This is a genomic window from Lentzea sp. NPDC020367, assembly GCF_044387305.1.
Taxonomy (GTDB): Bacteria; Actinomycetota; Actinomycetes; order Mycobacteriales; family Pseudonocardiaceae; genus Lentzea.
The window spans coordinates 860,262-880,831 of sequence record NZ_JBIRVV010000001.1; the positions used below are offsets into that span (position 1 = coordinate 860,262).

Here is a 20,570-nt window from a genome sequence, read left to right on the forward strand (position 1 = left end):
CCATTGAGACGCAACCTGGCGGGGAAGCGCTTCCATGCTAGGTTCGAGTGAGAGTGACTCACTCGAAACGGAGCAGCCAATGCCGGCTCTTTGGGGTGTTTCCTTCGATGCCACGGCAATGTCCGGAGTGGTGGTCGAGTTCCTCAAGACCGCCAAGTCCTTCGCTGACCGGGGTTTCGGCGTTCATCTCGACCTCGGGTACGACATCAAGGCCGACAAAGACCGGTTCTTCCAGGACTATCGGCACGAACGCGTGCCGGACTGGGTGACGCTGGATCGCGTCGACGGTGTCGCGCACATCGAGGGCTACGACCGGGAATTCGTGGCGGCGACGCTGGAATCCGTGCGTCGCAACGAGTTGCCCGACACCGATCGTGTCACTGATGCACTCGCGGACGCGATCGTGCGGACATGGGAAGACCGCGGCGTCACGCTCGTCGTGGTCGAGAACGGCACGCTGCCGGAGAACGTCGCCTACACCAAGGCCCTGTACCGGGCGATCGCCAGATACGGCGCCGCGCACGAGCTCGGCACGTTCGTGTTGTGGCGTGACCACGACCTGATGTGGCAAAGCGAGCCGGCGAAGTACGGCAGCTTTCCTTATCCGGCAACGCCTCCGATGGTGAACTCGCCGCACATCCACTACTTCGCGCTGCACGAGGAAGCGAAGCGCCGCACGCTCGAGTGGATGCCGCACCTGCGCAACCTGGACGTGCTGCCGAACACCTTCACGCCGCCGAGCCGTCCCGGCCGCCCGGACTTCCTGGAACGGCACGGCATCGCGCCGGACACGAAGATCATCGCCAGGTTCACCAGGATCATCCCGCAGAAGCGCATCGATCGGGACCTGCACCTGGTGGCCCAGTTGCCGGGCACGTGCCTGTTCGTCGCGGGCGACACCGAGGAGAACCCGGCCGAGACCGGGAAACTCCGCGCGCTCGCGGAAGAACTCCAGGTGCCGGTCGTCTTCGGCGGTGTGCTGGAACCGTGCGAGTCGGCCAGTGCGGAGTTCTCGGTGCGCGACCTGCTCGCGCACGCCGACGTCGTGTCGTTCCTGACGTCGTACGACTACGAGAGTTACGGCAACCCCATCGGTGAGGCGATCGCGGCCGGTGTGCCGTACATCGCGAGCCGTTATGCCTTGTACGACACGGTGTACGCCGGTTTCGAGGCGCCGGTGCTGGACATCCTGGAGCACGACCTGCCGACGCCGGAGTTCGCGCGGCAGGTGCACGATCTCATGACGAACGCGGAGAGGCGGGCGGAAGTGGTGGCGCACAACCGGCAGCTCGGCACGCAGACCCGCGAGGTCGCGGACGAGCTGGTGACAACGTTGTACCCGCCCGCGATGGGCGCGGAGGTCCGCCTCAGCGTCGTGCTGCCGGTGTACAACGAGGCCGCGAACATCAACGACGTGCTGCTGTCGTTGCAGAACCAGGACGACATCGATCCCGCGAGCTATGAGATCGTGCTGGTGGACAACAACTCCACCGACGACACAGTCGAGATCGCCCGCCGGTTCGCCGAGAGTTCGCCGGTCGACATCCAGGTGATCAGCGAACGCGAGCAGGGCGTCGCGTGCGCGCGCCGGGCGGGCATGGAGTTCGCGGTGCGCAGGAGCAGGAACCGCAAGGACCCCGGCGAGCGCTTCTACCTGATGTCGGCCGACGCGGACTGCCGGGTGGACCGTCGCTGGCTCACCGAGCTCCTGGCGGCGATGGAGAAGGACAAGGCCGCGATCGGCGTGTGCGACTACTACTACAACGCCGAGCACTTCGTTGGCAGACCACGGCTCTGGGACGCGATTCAGCGCACGTTGCGGTGCCGAGCGGTGACGTTCTCGTTGTTCGGCGGCTTTCCCGACGGCAAGGGCTTCGCGGTCGAGCGCGAGGCCTACGAGGACGTCGGCGGCATCGAGATCTTCTACCAGCTGCAGCACGGCCGGTTCGTGAACCACCTGTCCGACGACTGGGACTTCGGCATCCGGGTCGCCGGCTCCGGCCACGACATCACCTACGCCCCGAAGTCCAAGGTCGAGATCAACCCGCGGCGCGTCAACCACGCCATCGACGAGGTCATCACCGGCCGCGCGTACGGCAACGACGGCATCATCGTCATGCGCGACATCCGGCCGGAGGCACCGCCGGTGACGGTCGACCTGACCGAGGCCGAGGCGTTGCAGGCGTGGGAGTTCTCCATCAAGGACTTCACGCCGAAGAACACGATCCTGCCCGTCCTGCTCACACCGTCCTTTCTGGACGAGGACGCCGTGGTCGAGTTCTTCGGCGAGGACCTCACGCACCGGCTCGGCGCGCGCATCGCGGAGATCAAGGCCGAGATGAGCGTCACCGACTTCCTGCCCATCCACTCCTACAAGACGCCGTCGTACCGGCTGTACCTGGAGTTCCGGGACGAGATCTTCGCCCGGCTGCGCGCGACGGTGGGCGAGGACATCGGCTTCCCGCCACCGCTGCCGGAGTGCTTCGACTCGGTACCGGCCGCCAGGTTCGCGGAGTTCGTGAAGTACTACTGCGAGGACCGCGAGTCGGGGGAGGCGCACAACTACTTCGGCAATGGAGGCGTGTTCTGATGAACCGAGTTCTGACGGACCCCGAACCGAGGGTGTGGGCGGCTTTGCAGGATCCCGCCAACGCGCACCTGCTCGACTACGTCACCGAGGACCCGTTCGGCGCGCACGTGTTCCCCGGCAACGTCGAGGGCTACGGCGTGGAGAACTTCCTCGACGACCTGACCGATCAGCTCGTCGGCACCGCGCCGATCCACCTCTGGTCGTACATCCCCACGTGCGCCTACAAGTGCCGCTTCTGCCAGTACCCGGTCGTGCTGGTCAAGGGCGGCCGTAACGAGGCGAAGCTGACGCAGTGGGTGGACTGGAACATCCGGGAGGCCGAGCTCTGGCTGCAACGCGTGCCGGAGCTGGCGACCGCACCCGTCGGTGAGTTCAACGTGTTCGGTGGCACCCCGTCGTTGTTGCCGGAGAAGGACATCCGCCGGTTGCTCGACTTCTACCGGGAGAACTTCGGCTTCACCGACGACACGACGATCCGCTTCGAGGGCGACCCGAGCACGTTCACCCCGGCGAAGCTCGAGGCGCTGAGGGAACTGGGCTGCACCAAGCTGTCCAGCGGCGTGCAGTCGTTCGACGACGACGTGCTGCGGGAGTGCGGCCGTGAGCACTCGGCGCAGATGTGCGTCGACTTCGTCCGCAACGCGCAGGCCGCGGGCTTCGAGTGGGTCAGCATCGACCTGATGTACGGCCTGCTGGACCAGACCGTCGACAGCGTCAAACGCGACCTCGACGTGGTGCTGGAGAACGAGATCACCGCCGTGGTGTGCACCAAGCTGCACCTGAAGTCCTACGCCGAGACCAGGACCGGGGTGGCGGGGGAGCAGCCGGCACCGTGGCAGCTCCCGCAGTACCGCGAGAAGCTGGTGAAGGACGGGCACTTCTGGCCGACCTTGCAGGAGCAGTACCGGATGCGCGAGGTGCTGACCGACGGCCTGCGCGCCGCGGGCTACACCGAGCACCCCACCATGTACTTCGCCCGCGACGGCCTCGGCCCGGAGAAGTGGAAGTCCATCATGGTGGACCAGGACAAGCAGGAGGCCGAGGTCGCGATCGGTCTCGGTGGCAGCTCCAGTTGCCGCGCCTCCGAGGCGATCACCGACGTGAACTGGAAGAACTACGCCCAGGCCGTCGACGAGGGCAGGGTGCCGCTGGGCTCAGCGACCGGGTTCGACGCCACCGCGCAGGAGGCTCGTGCGGTCAAGATGGCGTTGTCGACCCTGCAGCCACTGCGCGCCGATCTGCACAGCGCGTTGTACGGCAAGTCCCTGCACGAGAGTCCGTGGCGGGAGAAGTTCGGTTCCCTGGCGGAACGCGGTCTCGTGTCGGTCGACGCGGACGGAGTCTCGTTGACCGAAGACGGCGAGGTGCTGGTGGAGGCCATCATCAACACGGAGCTGTGAGTCAGGGCAGCGGCCAGTTGCGCAGAGCGGCGTCGGCGAGTTCCTGCAGTTCCGCGGGATCGACGCCGCTGGCGGCCTCCACGGCGAGGCCCTGCTGCAAGACGGCGACGTAGCGAGCCAGCAGCGCCGGATCGGTGTCCGCGGGCAGATCACCCTCGTCGACGGCTCGCTGGAACCGCTCGCGAATCCGCGCGAAGCCGTTCTTGCGCCAGTCGACCAGGAGCGCGCGCACTTCCCGTCCGGCGTCACCGGTGGCCAGCGCGCCCTGCACCCCGAGACACCCGTGCGGCTGGTCAGGGCGGGTGGTGGTGCGGATGGTGCCGGCCAGCAGCGCCGCGGCCACACCGAGGGCGGTCGGTTCCGCCAGAGCCACGGGCACGTACGCGCTCGGACCCTCGTCATAGCGCTCCAGGGCCTTGCGGAACAACTGCTCCTTGTTGCCGAACGTCGCGTACATGCTGGCCGTCGAGATGCCCATCGCCTGGGTCAGGTTGGCCAGGCTGGCGCCCTCGTACCCCTGTTCCCAGAAGACCAGCAGGGCGCGGTCGAGCGCCTCGTCGGCGTCGAACCCTCGCGGTCGGCCGGTCGTGCGGCGCGGTGTGGTCTCCACCTCTCCATCCTACGCCTTCTGAAGCGATCGCTTCAGAACGTGCTACGGTCGAGTTCTGCATCGATCGTTCTAGAAGTGAGGGGTAGAGGCGCATGACCATCACGCTGATCACCGGGGCCAACAAGGGCATCGGTTTCGAGACGGCCAAACAGCTCCTGGAACTGGGTCACGTCGTCTACGTCGGTGCGCGTGACACCGAACGCGGCGAGAAGGCCGCGGCCGACCTCGGTGCCCGGTTCGTGCAGCTCGACGTCACCGACGACGCCTCGGTGACCGCCGCCCTGGCCACGATCGACGCGGAGCAGGGCCGACTCGACGTGCTGGTGAACAACGCCGGCATCCTCGCCACCGAAGCCCTCGACGGGCCCATGGCGTTGCGGGCCTTCGACACCAACGCGGTGGGAATCGTCCGCGTCACGGAGGCGGCGCTTCCGCTGCTGCGCAAGTCCGAGAACCCCAACGTGGTCAACATTTCCAGCAGCCTGGGCTCGTTCTGGGCGGTGACGAACCCCGAACGGCCGGAGTTCGGCCTGCCGCTCGCGCTCTACGCCGCCTCCAAGTCGGCGGCGACCATGTTGACCGTCCAGTACGCGAAGTCCCACCCCGGCATCAAGTTCAACGCGCTGGAGCCCGGCGCGACCGCCACGGACATGACCGCGGCGTTCGGGATCGGGCGGCCGGTGCAGGAGAGCGCCGCGGTCGTCGTGCGGTTCGCGACCTTCGGGCCGGACGGTCCGACCGGGACGCTGCAGGACGAGTCCGGCGAACTGCCCTGGTAGGTCAGCGGACCGGGCTGATCCCCGCCACGGCCAGTGCGAACAGCCGCCCGGCCGAGGCGGCCGGATCCTGGTGGTGCTCGGTGACCATCACGATGCCGACGATCAACGTCACCAGCTCGATCGCGGTGACGCCCTCGCGGACCGCGCCGTCCCGAATCGCGCGGCGCAGCAACGGTTCCGAGGCTTCCGCGATCACGGACGCGCACGAGTTGCCGTCCACCGGGTCGCCCTCGTAGGCCAGGGCGGTGGCGAGTCCGCGCGCGGCGACGCAGTACGCGACGAGGTCGTCCAGCCAGGCGAGCAACGAGTCCCTGCTGTCGCCGACGCCGTCCAGTTCACGGGCGCGGACGCAGAGCGCCTCGATCCGTTGCGCTGACACGGCTTCCAGCAGTGCGTGCCGGGTGGGGAAGTGTCGGCGGACGGTGGCCGAACCCACTCCGGCGACTCGGGCGATCTGTTCCAGTGACGCGCCGCCGCCGTGCGTGGCCACCTCCTGCTCGGCCACGGCGAGGATCCGCTCGTAGTTGCGCCGGGCATCGGCTCGCTGGTGATCGGCCATGCTCATCCTCAAGCTTGCTAAGTGGCGGGGTCCGCCATATCGTAGCGGACATGAAACGGCGGGCCCCGCCGTTTATGTTTCTGCTGCTAGGGAGAGTCATGTCCGCACCAGTGCTGGTCACGGGAGCCACCGGGAAGCAGGGCGGTGCCGCTGTGCGCGCCCTCAAGGCGGCAGGTGTGCCTGTGCGCGCGTTGGTTCGCGATCCCGCTCGGGCGAAGGACCTGGACGTCGAACTCGTCGAAGGCGATCTGCTCGACCGCGACTCGCTGGCCGCCGCGGTCAAGGGCGTCCGGTCCGTGTTCTCGGTGCAGATGGCGCCGTTCACGCAGGACGGGTTCGACTTCGCGAGCGAACTCGCCCAGGCGACCAACCTCATCCAGGCGGCGGTCGAGGCGGGCGTTCCGCAGTTCATCCAGACCACTGTGGACAGTGCGGGGCCGCGGGTCGTGGACGAGCGCTTCCCGATCCGTCAGGCGTCGATGAACACCAAGGCCGAGATCCAGGACCGGGTCCGCGCGGCCGGGTTCGAGCGGTGGACGTTGCTCAAGCCCGGCTTCTTCATGGAGAACTTCCTGCCGTCGTCGGCATTCCTGTTCCCGCGCGGCATCGAGGGCGGTCTGGTGAGCCTGCTCAAGCCCACCACGAAGCTGGCGTTGGTCGCCGTCAGGGACATCGGTGTCGCGGTGGCCGCCGTCGTCGCCGACCCCGAGCGGTTCGACCGCGTCGAGCTGGAACTGGCGAGCGATCACCTCTCGATGACGGAGATCGCCGCCGTGCTCTCAGACGCGTTCGGCGCAGAACTCACGGCACCGGACATGACGCTGGAAGAGGCGTTCGCCGCGGGCATGCCGGAGATGGGTGCCGGGCACGACCGGTTGAACGAGACCTGGATGGCGGGGCGCCCCGAGTACGCCAGGGCGCTCGGCCTTCCTCTCACTAGCTTCGCCGAGTGGGCGCTCACACGGTGACGCGGCTGTACCGGCTGACGGGCCTCGTCAGGCCGTAGTGCTCGCGCAACGTCCGTCCGGTGTACTCGCTGCGGAACAGGCCGCGGGCCCGCAACAGCGGCACGACGTGGTCGACGAAGTCCTCCAGCCCGGACGGCAGCAGCGGGGCCATCACGTTGAACCCGTCGGCGGCGCCCGTGGTGAACCACAGCTCGATGTGGTCGGCGATCTGCTCGGGCGTCCCGGCGATGACCTGGTGGCCGCGTCCGCCACCGAGCCGGCCGAGGAGCTGCCGCAACGTGAGCTTCTCCCGCTCGGCCAGGTCGCGCACGAGTTCGAAGCGGCTCTTCGCGCCGTTGACGTGGCTGACCGGCGGCAGTTCGGGCAGCCGCTCGTCCAGCGGGTGCCCGGTCAGGTCGATGCCGATCAGCTCCGTCAGCTGGCGCACCGCCCGCGTGGGGATGATGAGGTCGTCGAGTTCGGCGGCCAGCTCCTTCGCCTCGGCCTCGGTGCCGCCCAGCACGGGCACGACGCCGGGCAGCACCAGGAGGTCGTCCGCGTCCCGGCCGAACGCGACCACGCGGCGCTTCAGGTCCGAGTAGAACGCGGTCGCCTCCTCGTGGGTCTGCTGCGCGGTGAACACCGCCTCGGCCCAGGCGGAGGCGAACGTCTTGCCGTCCTCGCTGGAACCGGCCTGCACCAGCAACGGGTGACCCTGCGGGCTGCGGACGGCGTTGAGCGGGCCGCGCACCGAGAAGAACCGGCCCTTGTGGCCGATCTCGTGCACCTTCGCCTCGTCGGCGAAGACACCGTTCTCCTGGTCGAGGACCAGGGCGTCGTCCTCCCACGAGTCCCACAGGGCGGTGACGACGTCGAGGAACTCGTCGGCGCGCTGGTAGCGCTCGGCGTGCGCGGTGTTGACCTCGCGGTTGAAGTTCTGCGCCGAGCGGTCCTGCGCGGTGGTGACGATGTTCCAGCCCGCGCGGCCGCCGCTGATGTGGTCGAGCGAGGAGAACAGGCGGGCCAGGTTGTAGGGCTCGGAGAAGCCGGTGGACGCGGTGGCGATCAGTCCGATGTGGTCGGTCACCTGCGACAGCGCCGTGAGCAGGGTGAGGGGCTCGAACCGGCCCGCGGCGGTGTGCCGGACGTCGCCCCAGATCTGCACGCCGTCGGCGAGGAAGACCGAGTCGAACGTGCCGCGTTCGGCGATGCGCGCGAGGTTCTGGAAGTGCGTGACGTCGTCGAGCGCGCGCGGGTCGGTGCGCGGGTGCCGCCAGGCGGCCTCGTGGTGACCGACGCCCATCAGGAACGCGTTGAGGTGCAGCTCGCGTGCGGACAACTTCAAACTCCTCGCCAGACGGGGATTCGGATGTTCAGGGGGTCGGCGTAGAGGGCGTCGAGCTGCACGGCACCCGCCGCGACGGCCAGGACGTCCTCACCGAAACTGCTCGCCAGCACGACGTCGGCGGACGCGCGGGACATCGCCGACACCTCGTCGCGCAGCGCGGTGACGCACTCGGGCACGCGGTTCGTGCCGAGTTCGGTGACGACGAGGACCCCGGGGTCGACGAAGTCGAACAGCACGGCCGCCGCCCTGCCGACGACGCGGGCCCGTTCGGCCAGACAGGCCACCGCCTCCGGTGATCCCGCGACCGCCGCGCCGACCAGGTCGAAGATGTGCGGCCTGCTGATCACGCCCTCGCGGAACGCCCGTTCGGCCCAGGCCCGGTCGGACACGGTGGCTTCGAGGCAGCCGCGTTTGCCGCACTCACAACGGACAGCGGGATCGCCCAGGGCCAGGTGCGCGACGTCACCGGCCGCGGAACGCGGTCCGCGATGGGCCGCGCCGCCGGTCACGATCGCGGCGTCGACGACGTTGCCGACGAACAGGTGCAGCACCGAGTCGTGGCCGTTCGCGGCGCCGAACAGCTGCTCGGCGCGCGCCAGGGCTCTGGTGTGGCTGTCGACCCGCACGGGCAGCCCGGTCCTGGCGGTGAGCAGATCCCGGACCTCGGTGCCGTGCCAGCCGAGCGAGGCGTGCTGGACGATCACCCCGTGCTCGGGGTCGACCCAGCCGCCGGCCGCCACGCCGAGACCGAGCGGGATGTGGCCCGGCAGCTGTTCGTCGTGCAGTCGCAGCAGTTCGTCGGCCGCGGTGCTGAGCACCTCACGCGGATCGGGGCCGGCGTGCGGGATCGTCCTGCGGGCCAGCACCGTGCCGCGCAGGTCGAGCAACGTCAGCGTGCAGTACGGGTGCGCGACGTGGATGCCCGCCACGACGTGCCTGCCGGTGTCGACGTCGACCGGCACCTGCGGCCGTCCGATTCCCTGGTACGGCACGGCTTGCGGCATCTCCACGAGCAGGCCCAGTTCGGCGAGCGCGGCGCAGGCACGGGTGACCGCGGCCGGGCTCAGTCCGGACGTGCGCGCGATGGCACTGCGCGGGATCGGCCCCTGCCGCAACACCGTGCCGAGCACCACTGACGCGGCCGTGCTCATGAGATCAGCGGTGGGCCGGTCGGGGAGAGCGCCGGGCCGATCGCCCGCGCGGCCCCCGGCGTGCGGCCACGTCCCCAGCCGATCTCCCTGCGGTAGCTGCCGAGCAGACCGGTGCTTCGGAGGTGTTCCTCGTCGTGTTCCGGGGACTCCGCGGGCAACGGGTGCGTCAGCGGGGCGACGAACAGCGCGTCGGCCGGGCAGTTGGCCTCGCACTGGAAGCACGTCTGGCAGTCGGACTGCCTGCTGACGACCGGAAGCCCGTCCTCACCGCGGTCGAACACGTTGGTGGGACACACCTCGATGCACTTGTCGCAGGTGATGCACCGCTCCGCCGACACGAGTTCGATCACGTCAGTGCTCCCTCCGGTCGTGCCCACACCTCGTCCAGACCGCCGGAGGTGATCCGGTGGTGCTGGGCGGGGTCGAGTTCGGGACGGTCGAGCCGCTTCGCCATGCCCCGGCTTTCGTCGCGCACCAAGGCGGACGTGTACATCCATCTCGCGTGCGCGACCATCGCGGCGGCCTGACGTGCCGGTACGACCGCGGCGCCTTCGCCGTGCAGTCCGGCTCGGATGGACAGCCAGGCACCGTCGAGTTCCTTCAGCGCCGTCCGCAGCACGTCGCCGTGGCGCAGGTAGTTCTTGTCGTAGGGGAGGACCTCGGCCTGCACGGTCCGGACGATCTCGGCGACGTCGACGTTCTCGTTGCCCGTCGGCCGCAGTCCGGCGCCACCCGCGGCGGTCACGGTGCGCGTGCCCCGTCCGAGCGATCGGGCGAACTCAGCCGCGGCACGACCTGCCCAGGAACCGGACGAGATCGCCCAGGCCGCGTTGTGGCTGCCACCGCCGGTGAACCCGCCGCAGATCAGTTCACGGGTCGCCGCGTCGCCCGCCGCGTACAGGCCCGGAACCGTGGTGGCGCAGCCGTCGTCCACGATCCGGATCCCGCCGGTGCCGCGCACGGTGCCCTCGGCCAGCAGGGTGACCGCGAACAGGTCGGTGAACGGGTTGACGCCCAGCCGGTCGAAGGTGAGGAAGAAGTTGGGCTGCGCCAGGCGCATCGCCTTCTGCGCCGCGTCGTCGGCGAGGTCCAGCTTGCAGAACACCTTCTCCGACAACAGGGTCCGGGCGATCACCGAACGGCCGCGCTGGCTGCCCGCGCCTTCGAGCACCTCGCCGTTGGCCCGGTAGAAGGTGGCGTAGTTGTAGAACGCGGTCTTGGTCACCGACGTGTGTTCCGGCGCGATGCCGTAGGCGTTGGAGAACTCCATGCCCGAGAGCTCGGCACCGAGTTCCGCGGCGAGCAGCGCGCCGTCACCGGTGTTCACGTTGCAGCCGAACGCCTTGCTCAGGAACGCGCAGCCGCCCGTCGCGAGCACCACCGCGCCCGCCCGCACCTCGAACGGGCGGTCGGCCTGCCGCTGGTACCCGGCCGCGCCCGCCACCGCGCCGTCGGCGTCGGTGAGCAGCTCGGTGACGGGGCTGTGGTCGAGGATCGTGACGCCGGCCCGTTTCACCCGGATCCGCTGGCGCCGCATGTACTCCGGGCCCTGCAGGCCGTTGCGCAGCGAGGTGCCGTCCGGCCCGGCCGGGAACGGGTAGCGGCCGGCGTCGGCCAGTTCGTTGACGCGTTCGTAGGTCTCGTCGAGCACCCTGGCCATCCAGCGCCGGTCGGCGAGATAGCCGCCGAGCGCCTCCCGGCTCGCCATGGCGGCCTCACGCGCCTCGTCGTCCGGCGGCACGTACCAGACGCCGGTGCCGACGGACGCGGTCGCGCCGCTCGTTCCGCAGTAGCCCTTGTCCGCCAGCACGACCGAGGCGCCCTGTTCGGCGGCCTTCAACGCGGCCCAGGTGGCAGCGGGTCCACCACCCACCACCAGCACGTCAGCTGTGAGCGTCATGACGCCTCCTCATGCTCCGACGGGGACGCGCCACGAGGTGAAGCGGCGCTCCAGGCCGACCAGCACCTGGTTGAACAGCACACCGATGGCGGAGATCGTGATGATCCCCGCGTACATCTGCGGGATCGCGAAGTTGAACTGCGAGGCGTTGATCAGGTAGCCGAGACCGGCCTTGGCGCCGACCATCTCCGCGGCCACCAGCACCAGGATCGACACGGCGCCCGCCAGCCGGATGCCGGTGAACACCGTCGGCACCGCGGCGGGCAGGATCACCTTCTGGAACAACCGGAATCCGGAGAGGTCCATCGACCTCGCGAGCCGCAGCAGCGTCGGGTCGACCACGCGCACGGCACTGATCGTGTTGAGCAGGATCGGCCAGGCGCAGGCGTAGAACACGATCGCGATCTTCGACGTCTCCCCGATGCCCAGCAGCAGCACGAACACCGGCAGCAACGCGAGCGCGGCGGTGTTGCGGAAGACCTCGAGGAGTGGTCCGAGCAGCGTCGCCACCGGCTTGTACCAGCCGATCAGCAGGCCGAGCGGCACGGCGGCCGCGACCGCGAGACCGAAGCCGGACAACGACCTCACCAGACTCGCCCGCGTGTTCTCCAGCAGTTGCCCGTTGACCGCGAGATCCCACCACGCCGCCATGACGGTCGAGAACGGCGGCAGGAACGTGGCGTCCACCAGCCCGAGCCGCGGCGCGACCTCCCAGACCAGGAGCAGCACGACGATCGCCGCGCTCTTGCCCACGACGGTCAGCAGCGCGTCCGTCAACCGCGAGATGGTCCTCTGCGGACTCGGTGCGGGCAGGCGGGGGTCGGTCCGCGGCGGGGTCTCCAGCAGTGCGGTCATGCGCCCACCACCTCCTTCTCCTGAAGCTGAGCACGGGACACCTCGTCGTGCAGCAGGTCCCAGATGCGGTGCCGGTAGCGGGCGAACTCGCTGCTGGAACGCAGATCGGCCTGCCGAGTCCGGTCGCCGAGGTCGATCGGCACGGTCTCCTTGACCCTGCCCGGCCGTGACGTCAGCACGACCACGCGCTGCCCGAGGTAGACGGCTTCGTCGATGGAGTGCGTGATGAAGACGACGGTCTTGCCGGTGCGCTGCCAGATGCGCAGCAGCTCGTCCTGCAACGACTCCCTGGTCTGCGCGTCCAGCGCGGCGAACGGCTCGTCCATCAGCAGCACCTGCGGGTCGTAGGCGAGGCTGCGGGCGATCGCGACGCGCTGCCGCATGCCGCCGGAGAGTTGGTGCGGGTGCCGGTCCTCGAACCCGGTCAGCCCGACCAGGTCGAGGAACTCGCGGGCCCGGTCGGCGCGTTGCCGGCGGGGGACGCCGGTCGCCTCCAGCCCGAACTCGACGTTGCCCTGCGCGGTCCGCCACGGCAGCAGCGCGTACTGCTGGAACACGATGCCGCGATCGAGCCCCGGCCCGGTGACCCGCTTGCCGTCCAGCAGGATCTCGCCCTCGGTCGGTGCGGTGAGGCCGCCGAGCAGGTCGAGCAGCGTGGACTTGCCGCAGCCGCTCGGGCCGACCAGCACGACGAACTCGCCCCGCTCGACGTCGAGGTCGATGCCCTCCACGGCGGTGAACTCGGTGTGCTGGCGGGAGCCGCGGACCTTGACGTCGAACCGCTTGGTGACGGCGCGGAACTCGATGTGCGGGCTCATCCGGCGAGCTCGTTGTACTCGTTGGTGAACAGGTCGGTGAGCTTGACCTGGTCCTTGGCGATCTCGCCGCGTTCGGCGAGCCAGTCGACCCAGATGGAGAACTCCTTGTCGAGAATCTTGCCGCCCTTCTCCGCGACCCCGGTGGACTTCCAGAACTGCAGCGCAGCCGGGTCCTCGTTGCGGCCGCGCTTGGCGAGGATCTCGACCTTGCGCGCCACCACCTGCTCGCGCGGCGTGGTGCGGCTCCACTCGATCGCCTTGGCGACACCGCTGACGAACGTCCGCACCGTGCCGGGGTTGTCCCGCAGGAACTTCTCGGTGAAGACGTAGCTGCCGGCGGTGAACGGGCCGAGAAGGTCGAAGTCGGAGAACAGCTTGCGCACTCCGCCCTTCGCCAGCGCCTTGTCCCGCAGGATGCCGCCGAGCACGCCGACCTCGATCTGCTTCTGCCGCACCGACTGCTCGGTGTTCACCGGCGGCACCACGATGGGCTCGACCTTCTTGACCTCGTCCTGGCTCAGTCCCGCGCGTTTGAGGTAGATGCCGAGCATGGCCTCGTGGTGCGCGCCGAGGGTGTTCATCCCGACCTTCTTGCCGAGCAGGTCGCGCGCCGTCCTGACCGGGCTGTCGTCGAGCACGTAGAAGCCGCTGTAGGCCTGCTCGTCCGAGCCGTAGTAGCCGATCACCGACCTGATCGGCGCCCCGGCGGCCCTGAGCTTGACGACGGCGCCGTTGAAGGCGCCGCCGAAGTCCACCTGCCCGGTGGCGGCGGACTGGATGTCCTGCGGGCCGCTGATCGTGTTGCCGACCCACTCCAGTTTCAGGTCGTTCAGGTGACCGAGGTCCGCGGCCAGTTCCGGCAGCGTCACGTCACCCGCCGAACCCTGGTAGCGCAGCGTCCTGGTCTCCGCGCCCGCGCCGGACGCGGTCGAACAGCCGACGGTCGCGGCGGTCAGGCCGAAGAGGGTGAGGCCGAGGAAGTTCCGTCGCGTGGTGGTCACGGCAGGTCCTTTGCTGAAGGGGAAACGGGCACGCCGAAATAGCAGGACGATCTGTCCTGAGTGGAATGAGTGAGGTGGTTTCAGCGACCGGCGCTCACGGGATGGAGCGTCACATCCGGATCCGGCCGGGTCAACGGCCGGAACGACCGTCCCACATCATGGCGCCGGGGTGGACGTGGTGACCTATTTTTCACGCTGGAAGAAACTCTGGCGGTGCGCGGATTCCAGCTGCTGGGAAGACTTAATTTACTTCGTCGCAAAGTTGCGCCGGCCGCGCGGAACTCAGCACGGTGGAAGGGAGGTTCGCCGTTCCAGGAGAGGATTCGCGATGACCGCACAGCTTTCGAGCACTGTCACCGTGCACAAACTCGGCGCGGGCATCGGTGCGCGGATCGACGGCGTCCGGCTCGGCGGCGACGTGCCGGCGGACGCTGTCGCCGAGATCAGGGAGGCGTTGCTGGCCAACAAGGTCGTGTTCTTCCGCGACCAGGGGCATCTGGACGACGCCGGGCAGCTGGATTTCGCGCGGTTGCTGGGCTCGCCCACCCTGGCCCACCCGACGGTGGCAGGGCAGGAGCACAGCAACGTTCTCGCCATCGACTCCGAGCACGGGAAGGCCAACAGCTGGCACACTGACGTAACGTTCGTCGATCGGGTGCCCGCGATCAGCATTCTGCGCGCTGTCGAACTGCCTCCCTATGGTGGGAGCACGGTGTGGGCCAACACCGCGCGTGCGTACTTGGAGCTGCCTGAGGCGTTGAAGGCGCTGGTGGATCGGTTGTGGGCCGTGCACACCAACGTCTACGACTACGCGGGGCATGCTGACTCGACCCGGATCGGGGGAGTCGACGTCAAGGAGCAGGCCTACCGTGAGGAGTTCGTGTCTCAGCGGTACGAGACCGAGCATCCGGTGGTTCGAGTGCATCCGGAGACCGGGGAACGGGCGTTGTTGCTGGGGCACTTCGTGAAGCGGATCGTCGGGGTTTCTCCGCGGGAGTCGCAGGTTTTGTTCGAGTTGTTGCAGGAGCGGGTTGTTCGGTTGGAGAACACCGTGCGGTGGCAGTGGGTCGATGGGGATGTCGCTGTGTGGGACAACCGGGCCACCCAGCATTACGGGGTTGCTGACTACGACGACCTTCGGCGTCGGTTGCATCGGATCACGATCGCCGGGGATGTGCCGGTGAGTGTTGACGGGGTCGCCAGCACGACGGTTGTGGGGGATGCTGCGCACTTTTCGTCGCTTTGAGTGTTCGGTGCGGGTTGCGTGCGGGTCGGCTTGCGGGCGTTTGTCGCGTTCCAGCGGGGTTGGTCGCGTCCCGTGCGAGAGGTCACCTTGCGAGGGTGGGCGCGCGGGTAGTGACGAAGTGCGGGGTTGCGATTGGGGCTTGACCTTGAGCCTCTAGCTGGGCGCGTAGTCGGCCTCAAAGACCGGGGTGAAGAGCGCCCCGGCCGAGCCCAGACAGGGTGGCACCCAGCCCCTCAAGGTCAAGCCCCAATCGCCATGAGCGGGGTGCACCGCTACCCAGGCGGCAGAGGTTCACACGGCTCGCCTTCGGCATTGCGCCGCCAGGCTTCGTACGTGGTTGCCTTGCGTTGTTGGGCGTCTGGTGGCACCGCGGGCGATGCTTGGGAGGCATCGGCGTGGCAGGCTTGGGCTGTGGAACTGAGGCAACTGCGATACGTGGTGGCGGTGGCCGAGCACCGGCATTTCCGGCGTGCGGCCCAGGCGCTCGGCATGACCCAGCCTTCGCTGTCGCGGCAGGTCGGGGCGGTGGAGCGGGAACTGGGCACGGCGTTGTTCGAGCGGACGGCGCGTGGGGCCGTGTTGACGGCGGCGGGCGAGGTTTACGTCGTGCACGCGCGGCGCGTGCTGGACGAGGTTGCTGCCGGGGCTACCGAGGCGCAACGGGCTGCGCGTGGGCAGACTGGTTCGTTGCGGCTCGGGTTCGTGGGCGAGGCGTTGATCGAGCTGTTGCCGTCGTTGCTGGCGCGCTTCCGGTCTGCGCATCCTGGTGTGCACCTGGAGTGTCGTGAGCTCTCCACCGCGCAGAGCGGTGCTGCGCTGCTCGCGGGCGACATCGATCTGGCGATCAGTCGTGGTGCGCCTACCGGTGATGGTGCGGAGAGGCTCACTGCGGTGCCCGTGGCCGGTGATCACCTCATTGTCGCGTGTCATCGTGCGCACCCGTTCGCCAGCCGGCCCGCGGTGGCGGTGGAGCAGTTGCGTGGGCAGGCACTCATCGCCGCGTCTGCCGGCGATGAGCCTGCGGCGGTTCGGGTGTTGCAGCCGTTGCTTGGGGTGGCTGGTGGGGTTACGCATGCTCGGGATGTGCACACCGTGATTGGGCTTGCCGCGTGTGGGATGGGGGTCGGGCTGTTGCCTTCCAGTGCGCGGCGGCTTGCGCGGGCGGAGACCGTGATGGTGGAGGTGGAGCCGCCGTTGCGGCTGCCTGACCTCACGATGGCGTTTCGCACCGCGGACGAGTCGCCGCCGTTGGACGCCTTTCTCGCCGTGACGGCTGTGCATTGCCCCGACACGGGCAAGCGGCTGAACCTCTTGATGCTCAAGAGGCATCGGAAAGCGGGTGGGCGGGCATCATCGGCACCCGTGGAGGCCTTCGCCGAGTGAGATTGCGGCATGGCGATCACAACACGGTTCGGCGTGACCTTGGCGGGCTCGGCCGGGGACGACCTGGTGGAGGCCGCGGTGGCCGAAGCCCGCGAAGCCGCCGGGTACGGCGTGGACTCGGTCTGGATGGGGCAGCGGCTCGACTACGACGCGATCGGCCTGGCCGGGATCGTCGGCACGCGGGTGCCGGGCGTTGACGTCGGGGTGTCCGCGGTGCCGGTCTTCGCTCGTCACCCGTTGCTGGTGTCGAGCCAGGCCCAGACCGCGCAGGCGGCCACCGGTGGCCGGTTCCACCTCGCCGTGGCGCTGGGAGCGCCCCCGATCGTCGAGCAGGCGTTCGGGCTGCCCTGGGAACGGCCCGTGGCCCGGTTGCGCGAGTTCCTGAGCGTGCTGGGGCCGTTGCTGCGCGGCGAGACGGTCGAGCACGAAGGTGAGCTGATCACCGCCCGCTCGCTTCTGCCGACGCACGTTCCCGGTGCGCGGCGTACGCCGCTCCTGGTCGCTGCCATGGCTCCCAAGGCCTTGCGCGTCACGGGCGAGCTGGCGGACGGAACTGTGCCTTACCTGGCGGGGCCGAAGGCGTTGGCGGAGCACATCATTCCCGCCATCACGGCCGCCGCTGAAGCCGCCGGCAGGCCCGCGCCGCGCATCGTCGCCCTCGTGCCGGCCGCCGTCACCACCGAGGAGCAGGCCCGCCGCACGATGGCCGACGGGCTTTCCTTCTACACGCAGTTCGAGTCGTATCGGAGGGTTCTGGAGCTCAACGACACCGAGAACCCCGTCGACCTCGCCCTGATCGGCGACGAGGACCACGTTGCCAAGGGGGTGCGGGAGTACGTCGAGGCCGGGGCCACCGAGGTCGTCCTCACCGCGCACCACGATCTTGACGCTGACACTCAGAGCCGGACTCGGCGGCTGGCGGGAGAACTCGCGAAGGCCGTCAGAAGCCCTTCGCCGGGTTGAGGATTCCGCGCGGATCCAGCGCCGCCTTGATCGAGTGCTGCACGTCCAGGACGTCCTGGCCCGCCTCGCGGGCCAGCCAGTCCCGTTTCAGCAGACCGACGCCGTGCTCGCCGGTGACGGTGCCGCCGAGGTCCAGTGCCAGGGCGAAGACGTCGTCACCGGCCTGCCGGACGGCTTGCGGGGGCGTGGAGTCGTCGTACGAGATGATCGGGTGAACGTTGCCGTCACCGGCGTGGGCGAAGGAGTAGATGTTCACGCTGTGGGCTTGTGCGATGCGTTGGACGCCCTGGAACGCGTCGGCCAGCCGGGAGCGAGGAACGCAGATGTCCTCGATCAGGGCGCGCCCGAACCGCTCGATCGACGGCAGAGCCATGCGGCGGGCGAACAGCAGCCGGTCCGACGACTCGGAGTCCACCGCCCGTTCCGTCCACGTCGCCTCCTTGCCGAGGACGTCGGCGATCGCGGCGATCTCCGACTCGGCGGCGGGTCCGTCGGCCTGGGCGATCACCAGCGCCTGGCCGCGTTCGGCGAAGTCGGTGCCCTGGGCCCGGTCGATGACGTTCAGGGTGGCGCCGTCCAGCAGTTCGAGCAGGCTGGGTTCGCGACGCGCCCGTGCCAGCGCGCTGCACGCCGCTGCCGCCGCGACCACGCTGTCGAAGGCGGCCGCGGCGGTGAGTGTGAGTGCTGGCAACGGTCGTAGGCGGAGGGTCGCGCCGACGACCACGCCCAGCGTTCCCTCCGAACCCACGAACAGGGCGGTGAGGTCCAGGCCCGCCACACCCTTGACGGTGCGGCGGCCGGTGCTGATCAGGCGGCCGTCCGCGAGCACGACGTCGAGGCCCAGCACGGAGTCTCTGGTGACGCCGTGCTTGACGCACCGCATCCCGCCCGCGTTCGTCGCGATGTTCCCGCCGATCGTCGAGATCTCGGCGCTCGCCGGGTCCGGGGCGTAGCGCAGGCCGAACGCTCCGGCGGCCCGGTCCAGCTCGGCGGTGATCACGCCGGGTTCGACGACCGCGATCTCGTCGACCGGGTCGATCTCGACGATCCGGGAGAGCCCGCTGAGGTCCAGCACGACCTCGCCGGGCCCGGCCACCGCGCCGCCGGCCAGTCCGGTGCCCGCACCCCGGGGCACGACGGGAACGCCGTGCCGGTGCGCCAGGCGGAGTGTCCGCCGGACGTCGTCCACAGTGGACGCGCGTACGACGGCCAGCGGCAGACCGCCGGGGATGGTTCCGGAGCGGTCGGTCGCTAGCGAGTCCGGAACCGAGGCGCCCAGTTCATCGAGGAAGCCCATCACACCACGATGTCCGGCAGGTCGCCGCCGAGCTTCAGGCTCTCCAGGAACAACACCACGGTCGCGGCGACGGACCGGTGCGACACGTCGTTCAGGACGTCGTGCCGGCCGCCGACGACCGTCCGGAAACGCAGGTCGCGCAACGGTTCGAGCAGGGCGAGGGGAGTGACGGGATCGCTGTCGCCGTGCACCACGAGCGTGGGCACGCCCGGAGCGGTGATCTCCCAGCCGGCCGGGACGGGCTTGGCCAGCGCGCCGCGGGTGAAGTCCTCGTCCTCCGTGAGGGCGCGCCGGTGCGTGGGGCACGCCGAACGGGCGTCGAGCTCGTCGACCCAGCCGGTGACCGCGGTGCTCTCCGGCGCGGCCACCCCGGCCAGGACCACACCGTCCACACCGGACAGGTCCGAGGCGAGCCGGGTGGCGTAGGACGCGCCGGTGTCCGCGCCCGCCAGCACGTGCGGAGCGGGCAGGTCGCTGTCGCTCAGCAGGGCCGCGACCTGCTTGCGGGTCGTTGCCAGGTCGTCGAGATCGGTCTCGACCACCCGCACCCGGTAGGCGTCGGCCGCCAGCCGCCGCCCGAAACGCTGGTAGGTCGCCGCCGTCTCGCCGCGGCCGGTGAGAACGACGACTGTGCCGCGCGCGGCGAGACCGGAGGGCTCGTCCCAAGCGCCGGTGCTGGAGGTGATGGTCACCCGGAAACCATCGTGGCCAGACACATCCGGCGTCCAAGAGACTTTCTCGATGACTACCCATGCGGACAACTGATGAATTGGCAAGGGGTTCGCGGGTACGTTCTCACATGCCGGTCGCCCGTCTCGGAAACCGGGTTCATCGGCTCTAATCGAGCCATGACGAACTCGCTCGACCTCGAACACCTGCGGACGCTGATCGCGATCGCCGAGTGCGGCGGGTTCAGCAAGGCCGCCGCCGTCCGCCACATCAGCCAGCCCGCGCTCAGCCAGCACGTCCGGCTGCTCGAACGAGGGCTCAAGCGCAAGCTGTTCGAACGCGACGGCCGCAACATGCGCTTCACCCACGAGGGCGAGCGCGTGCTCGCCGAGGCGCGGCGCATCATCGAGGTCCACGACGCGTCACTGCTGCGGCTCGACGCCGAGCGCGACCAGACGATCGTGGTCGGCTCCACCGAGCACAGCGCCGAGCAGATCCTGCCGGAGATGATCAAGGCGCTGCAGGCGGCCTTCCCCGGCGTCGCCACGCGGTTCGAGATCGGCAGGTCCACGCAGCTCACCGACGCGGTCGGCAAGGGCACGGTCGACTTCGCGTTCGTGCTGGACCCGAGCGGTCAGGGCGCCGGGCACCTCGTCGGGCAGCTACCGCTCGTCTGGTACGCCTCGCGCGGCTGGACGCCGGGCGCGACGCTGCCGCTCGTGGCGTTCGAAGAGCCCTGCGGCCTGCGGGAACGGGCGTTGTCGGTGCTGGCGGCCGTCGGTCACCGCGTCGAGGTCGTCGCCCAGTCCACGACGCTGGAAGGGGTGCTGGCCGGAGTGCGCGCAGGGCTGGGCATCGCGTTGCTGCCGAGTGCCGGCGGCCGGTCGTCCGAACTGGCCGTCCACACCGACCTGCCCGACGCCGGTACGACCCACCTGCGGATGGTCGCCCGGCGCGGTCTCGCCGCCGACATAGAGCAGACCGCCTTGTCGGCGGGCACCGACTTCTTCACGCAACGCCCGCACCTGCAACTGGTGCGGGGAGCGTGAGTCGA

The 20,570-nt window shown here is 69.4% G+C and carries 19 protein-coding genes; 8 read left to right on the forward strand and 11 right to left on the reverse strand.

What is annotated here, in order from left to right:
- Window positions 1-118 precede the first annotated feature (118 nt).
- Both ACH413_RS03855 and ACH413_RS03860 read left to right on the forward strand, forming a co-directional pair.
- On the forward strand, window positions 119-2,590 hold the full coding sequence (locus ACH413_RS03855; protein ID WP_360030323.1) for a glycosyltransferase: 2,472 nt from the start codon (window positions 119-121) through the stop codon (window positions 2,588-2,590).
- Window positions 2,590-3,990 carry a radical SAM protein gene (locus tag ACH413_RS03860; protein WP_360030325.1) on the forward strand — a complete coding sequence of 467 codons (1,401 nt, stop codon included), beginning with the start codon at window positions 2,590-2,592 and terminating at the stop codon, window positions 3,988-3,990. The genes ACH413_RS03855 and ACH413_RS03860 overlap by 1 nt, the downstream gene beginning before the upstream one ends.
- Before the next feature lies 1 nt (window position 3,991).
- Here ACH413_RS03860 and ACH413_RS03865 read toward each other — a convergent pair whose 3' ends face one another.
- Entirely contained in the window at window positions 3,992-4,600 is a 609-nt protein-coding gene (locus tag ACH413_RS03865; protein ID WP_360030328.1) for a TetR/AcrR family transcriptional regulator, read from the reverse strand.
- Window positions 4,601-4,692: 92 nt separating this feature from the next.
- On the opposite strand from ACH413_RS03865, the gene ACH413_RS03870 reads away from it, so the two are divergent.
- Window positions 4,693-5,379: an SDR family NAD(P)-dependent oxidoreductase gene (locus ACH413_RS03870; RefSeq protein WP_360030330.1), complete on the forward strand. Its 687-nt coding sequence runs from the start codon at window positions 4,693-4,695 to the stop codon at window positions 5,377-5,379.
- A 1-nt stretch (window position 5,380) separates the two neighbouring features.
- Here the strand turns inward: ACH413_RS03870 and ACH413_RS03875 are convergent, their stop codons facing one another.
- Entirely contained in the window at window positions 5,381-5,938 is a 558-nt protein-coding gene (locus ACH413_RS03875) for a TetR/AcrR family transcriptional regulator (RefSeq protein WP_360030331.1), read from the reverse strand.
- A 98-nt stretch (window positions 5,939-6,036) separates the two neighbouring features.
- Here ACH413_RS03875 and ACH413_RS03880 point away from each other — a divergent pair, with 98 nt between their 5' ends.
- Window positions 6,037-6,906 (forward strand): NmrA family NAD(P)-binding protein, encoded by an 870-nt coding sequence (locus ACH413_RS03880; protein WP_360030333.1) that lies wholly within the window; start codon window positions 6,037-6,039, stop codon window positions 6,904-6,906.
- On the opposite strand, the gene ACH413_RS03885 is transcribed toward ACH413_RS03880, so the two are convergent.
- The 7 genes from ACH413_RS03885 to ACH413_RS03915 are packed head-to-tail and all read right to left on the reverse strand — an operon-like array spanning window position 6,896 to window position 13,958.
- Window positions 6,896-8,224, reverse strand: coding sequence for an LLM class flavin-dependent oxidoreductase (locus ACH413_RS03885; protein ID WP_360030335.1), 1,329 nt, complete (start codon window positions 8,222-8,224; stop codon window positions 6,896-6,898). The genes ACH413_RS03880 and ACH413_RS03885 overlap by 11 nt on opposite strands.
- Before the next feature lie 2 nt (window positions 8,225-8,226).
- Entirely contained in the window at window positions 8,227-9,384 is a 1,158-nt protein-coding gene (locus ACH413_RS03890; protein WP_360030337.1) for an ROK family transcriptional regulator, read from the reverse strand.
- Window positions 9,381-9,734, reverse strand: coding sequence for a ferredoxin family protein (locus ACH413_RS03895; protein WP_360030339.1), 354 nt, complete (start codon window positions 9,732-9,734; stop codon window positions 9,381-9,383). The genes ACH413_RS03890 and ACH413_RS03895 overlap by 4 nt, the downstream gene beginning before the upstream one ends.
- Window positions 9,731-11,284 (reverse strand): FAD-binding protein, encoded by a 1,554-nt coding sequence (locus ACH413_RS03900; protein WP_360030342.1) that lies wholly within the window; start codon window positions 11,282-11,284, stop codon window positions 9,731-9,733. The genes ACH413_RS03895 and ACH413_RS03900 overlap by 4 nt, the downstream gene beginning before the upstream one ends.
- A gap of 9 nt (window positions 11,285-11,293) precedes the next feature.
- Window positions 11,294-12,139, reverse strand: coding sequence for an ABC transporter permease (locus tag ACH413_RS03905; RefSeq protein WP_360030344.1), 846 nt, complete (start codon window positions 12,137-12,139; stop codon window positions 11,294-11,296).
- Entirely contained in the window at window positions 12,136-12,957 is an 822-nt protein-coding gene (locus ACH413_RS03910; protein WP_360030346.1) for an ABC transporter ATP-binding protein, read from the reverse strand. Before ACH413_RS03910 ends, ACH413_RS03905 begins: the two co-directional genes overlap by 4 nt.
- Window positions 12,954-13,958 carry an ABC transporter substrate-binding protein gene (locus tag ACH413_RS03915; protein ID WP_360030348.1) on the reverse strand — a complete coding sequence of 335 codons (1,005 nt, stop codon included), beginning with the start codon at window positions 13,956-13,958 and terminating at the stop codon, window positions 12,954-12,956. The genes ACH413_RS03910 and ACH413_RS03915 overlap by 4 nt, the downstream gene beginning before the upstream one ends.
- 328 nt (window positions 13,959-14,286) lie before the next feature.
- Here ACH413_RS03915 and ACH413_RS03920 point away from each other — a divergent pair, with 328 nt between their 5' ends.
- The 3 genes from ACH413_RS03920 to ACH413_RS03930 all read left to right on the forward strand — a co-directional run bounded on the left by ACH413_RS03920 (window position 14,287) and on the right by ACH413_RS03930 (window position 17,550).
- Entirely contained in the window at window positions 14,287-15,204 is a 918-nt protein-coding gene (locus tag ACH413_RS03920) for a TauD/TfdA family dioxygenase (protein ID WP_360030382.1), read from the forward strand.
- A 411-nt stretch (window positions 15,205-15,615) separates the two neighbouring features.
- Window positions 15,616-16,587 (forward strand): LysR substrate-binding domain-containing protein, encoded by a 972-nt coding sequence (locus ACH413_RS03925; RefSeq protein ID WP_360043049.1) that lies wholly within the window; start codon window positions 15,616-15,618, stop codon window positions 16,585-16,587.
- Between the two features lie 9 nt (window positions 16,588-16,596).
- Entirely contained in the window at window positions 16,597-17,550 is a 954-nt protein-coding gene (locus ACH413_RS03930) for a TIGR03564 family F420-dependent LLM class oxidoreductase (protein ID WP_360043046.1), read from the forward strand.
- On the opposite strand, the gene ACH413_RS03935 is transcribed toward ACH413_RS03930, so the two are convergent.
- The gene (locus tag ACH413_RS03935; RefSeq protein ID WP_360043043.1) at window positions 17,528-18,847 is read right to left on the reverse strand and encodes an FAD-binding oxidoreductase; all 1,320 of its coding nucleotides are present in this window, start codon (window positions 18,845-18,847) and stop codon (window positions 17,528-17,530) included. The genes ACH413_RS03930 and ACH413_RS03935 overlap by 23 nt on opposite strands.
- The gene (locus ACH413_RS03940; RefSeq protein WP_360043040.1) at window positions 18,847-19,539 is read right to left on the reverse strand and encodes an alpha/beta hydrolase; all 693 of its coding nucleotides are present in this window, start codon (window positions 19,537-19,539) and stop codon (window positions 18,847-18,849) included. Before ACH413_RS03940 ends, ACH413_RS03935 begins: the two co-directional genes overlap by 1 nt.
- Before the next feature lie 156 nt (window positions 19,540-19,695).
- Between ACH413_RS03940 and ACH413_RS03945 the strand changes: the two genes are divergently transcribed.
- A complete protein-coding gene (locus tag ACH413_RS03945) occupies window positions 19,696-20,565 on the forward strand; it encodes a LysR family transcriptional regulator (RefSeq protein WP_360043037.1) in 870 nt (289 codons plus the stop codon).
- Window positions 20,566-20,570 lie beyond the last annotated feature (5 nt).

Bases quoted from the DNA above. Each gene is read 5' to 3' on its own strand.
- ACH413_RS03935 (WP_360043043.1), bottom strand. From the start codon at position 18,847: ATGGGCTTCCTCGATGAACTGGGCGCCTCGGTTCCGGACTCGCTAGCG.
- ACH413_RS03905 (WP_360030344.1), bottom strand. From the start codon at position 12,139: ATGACCGCACTGCTGGAGACCCCGCCGCGGACCGACCCCCGCCTGCCC.
- ACH413_RS03875 (WP_360030331.1), bottom strand. From the start codon at position 5,938: ATGGCCGATCACCAGCGAGCCGATGCCCGGCGCAACTACGAGCGGATC.
- ACH413_RS03890 (WP_360030337.1), bottom strand. From the start codon at position 9,384: ATGAGCACGGCCGCGTCAGTGGTGCTCGGCACGGTGTTGCGGCAGGGG.
- ACH413_RS03860 (WP_360030325.1), top strand. From the start codon at position 2,590: ATGAACCGAGTTCTGACGGACCCCGAACCGAGGGTGTGGGCGGCTTTG.
- ACH413_RS03930 (WP_360043046.1), top strand. From the start codon at position 16,597: ATGGCGATCACAACACGGTTCGGCGTGACCTTGGCGGGCTCGGCCGGG.
- ACH413_RS03900 (WP_360030342.1), bottom strand. From the start codon at position 11,284: ATGACGCTCACAGCTGACGTGCTGGTGGTGGGTGGTGGACCCGCTGCC.
- ACH413_RS03920 (WP_360030382.1), top strand. From the start codon at position 14,287: ATGACCGCACAGCTTTCGAGCACTGTCACCGTGCACAAACTCGGCGCG.
- ACH413_RS03910 (WP_360030346.1), bottom strand. From the start codon at position 12,957: ATGAGCCCGCACATCGAGTTCCGCGCCGTCACCAAGCGGTTCGACGTC.
- ACH413_RS03870 (WP_360030330.1), top strand. From the start codon at position 4,693: ATGACCATCACGCTGATCACCGGGGCCAACAAGGGCATCGGTTTCGAG.
- ACH413_RS03855 (WP_360030323.1), top strand. From the start codon at position 119: ATGTCCGGAGTGGTGGTCGAGTTCCTCAAGACCGCCAAGTCCTTCGCT.
- ACH413_RS03945 (WP_360043037.1), top strand. From the start codon at position 19,696: ATGACGAACTCGCTCGACCTCGAACACCTGCGGACGCTGATCGCGATC.
- ACH413_RS03880 (WP_360030333.1), top strand. From the start codon at position 6,037: ATGTCCGCACCAGTGCTGGTCACGGGAGCCACCGGGAAGCAGGGCGGT.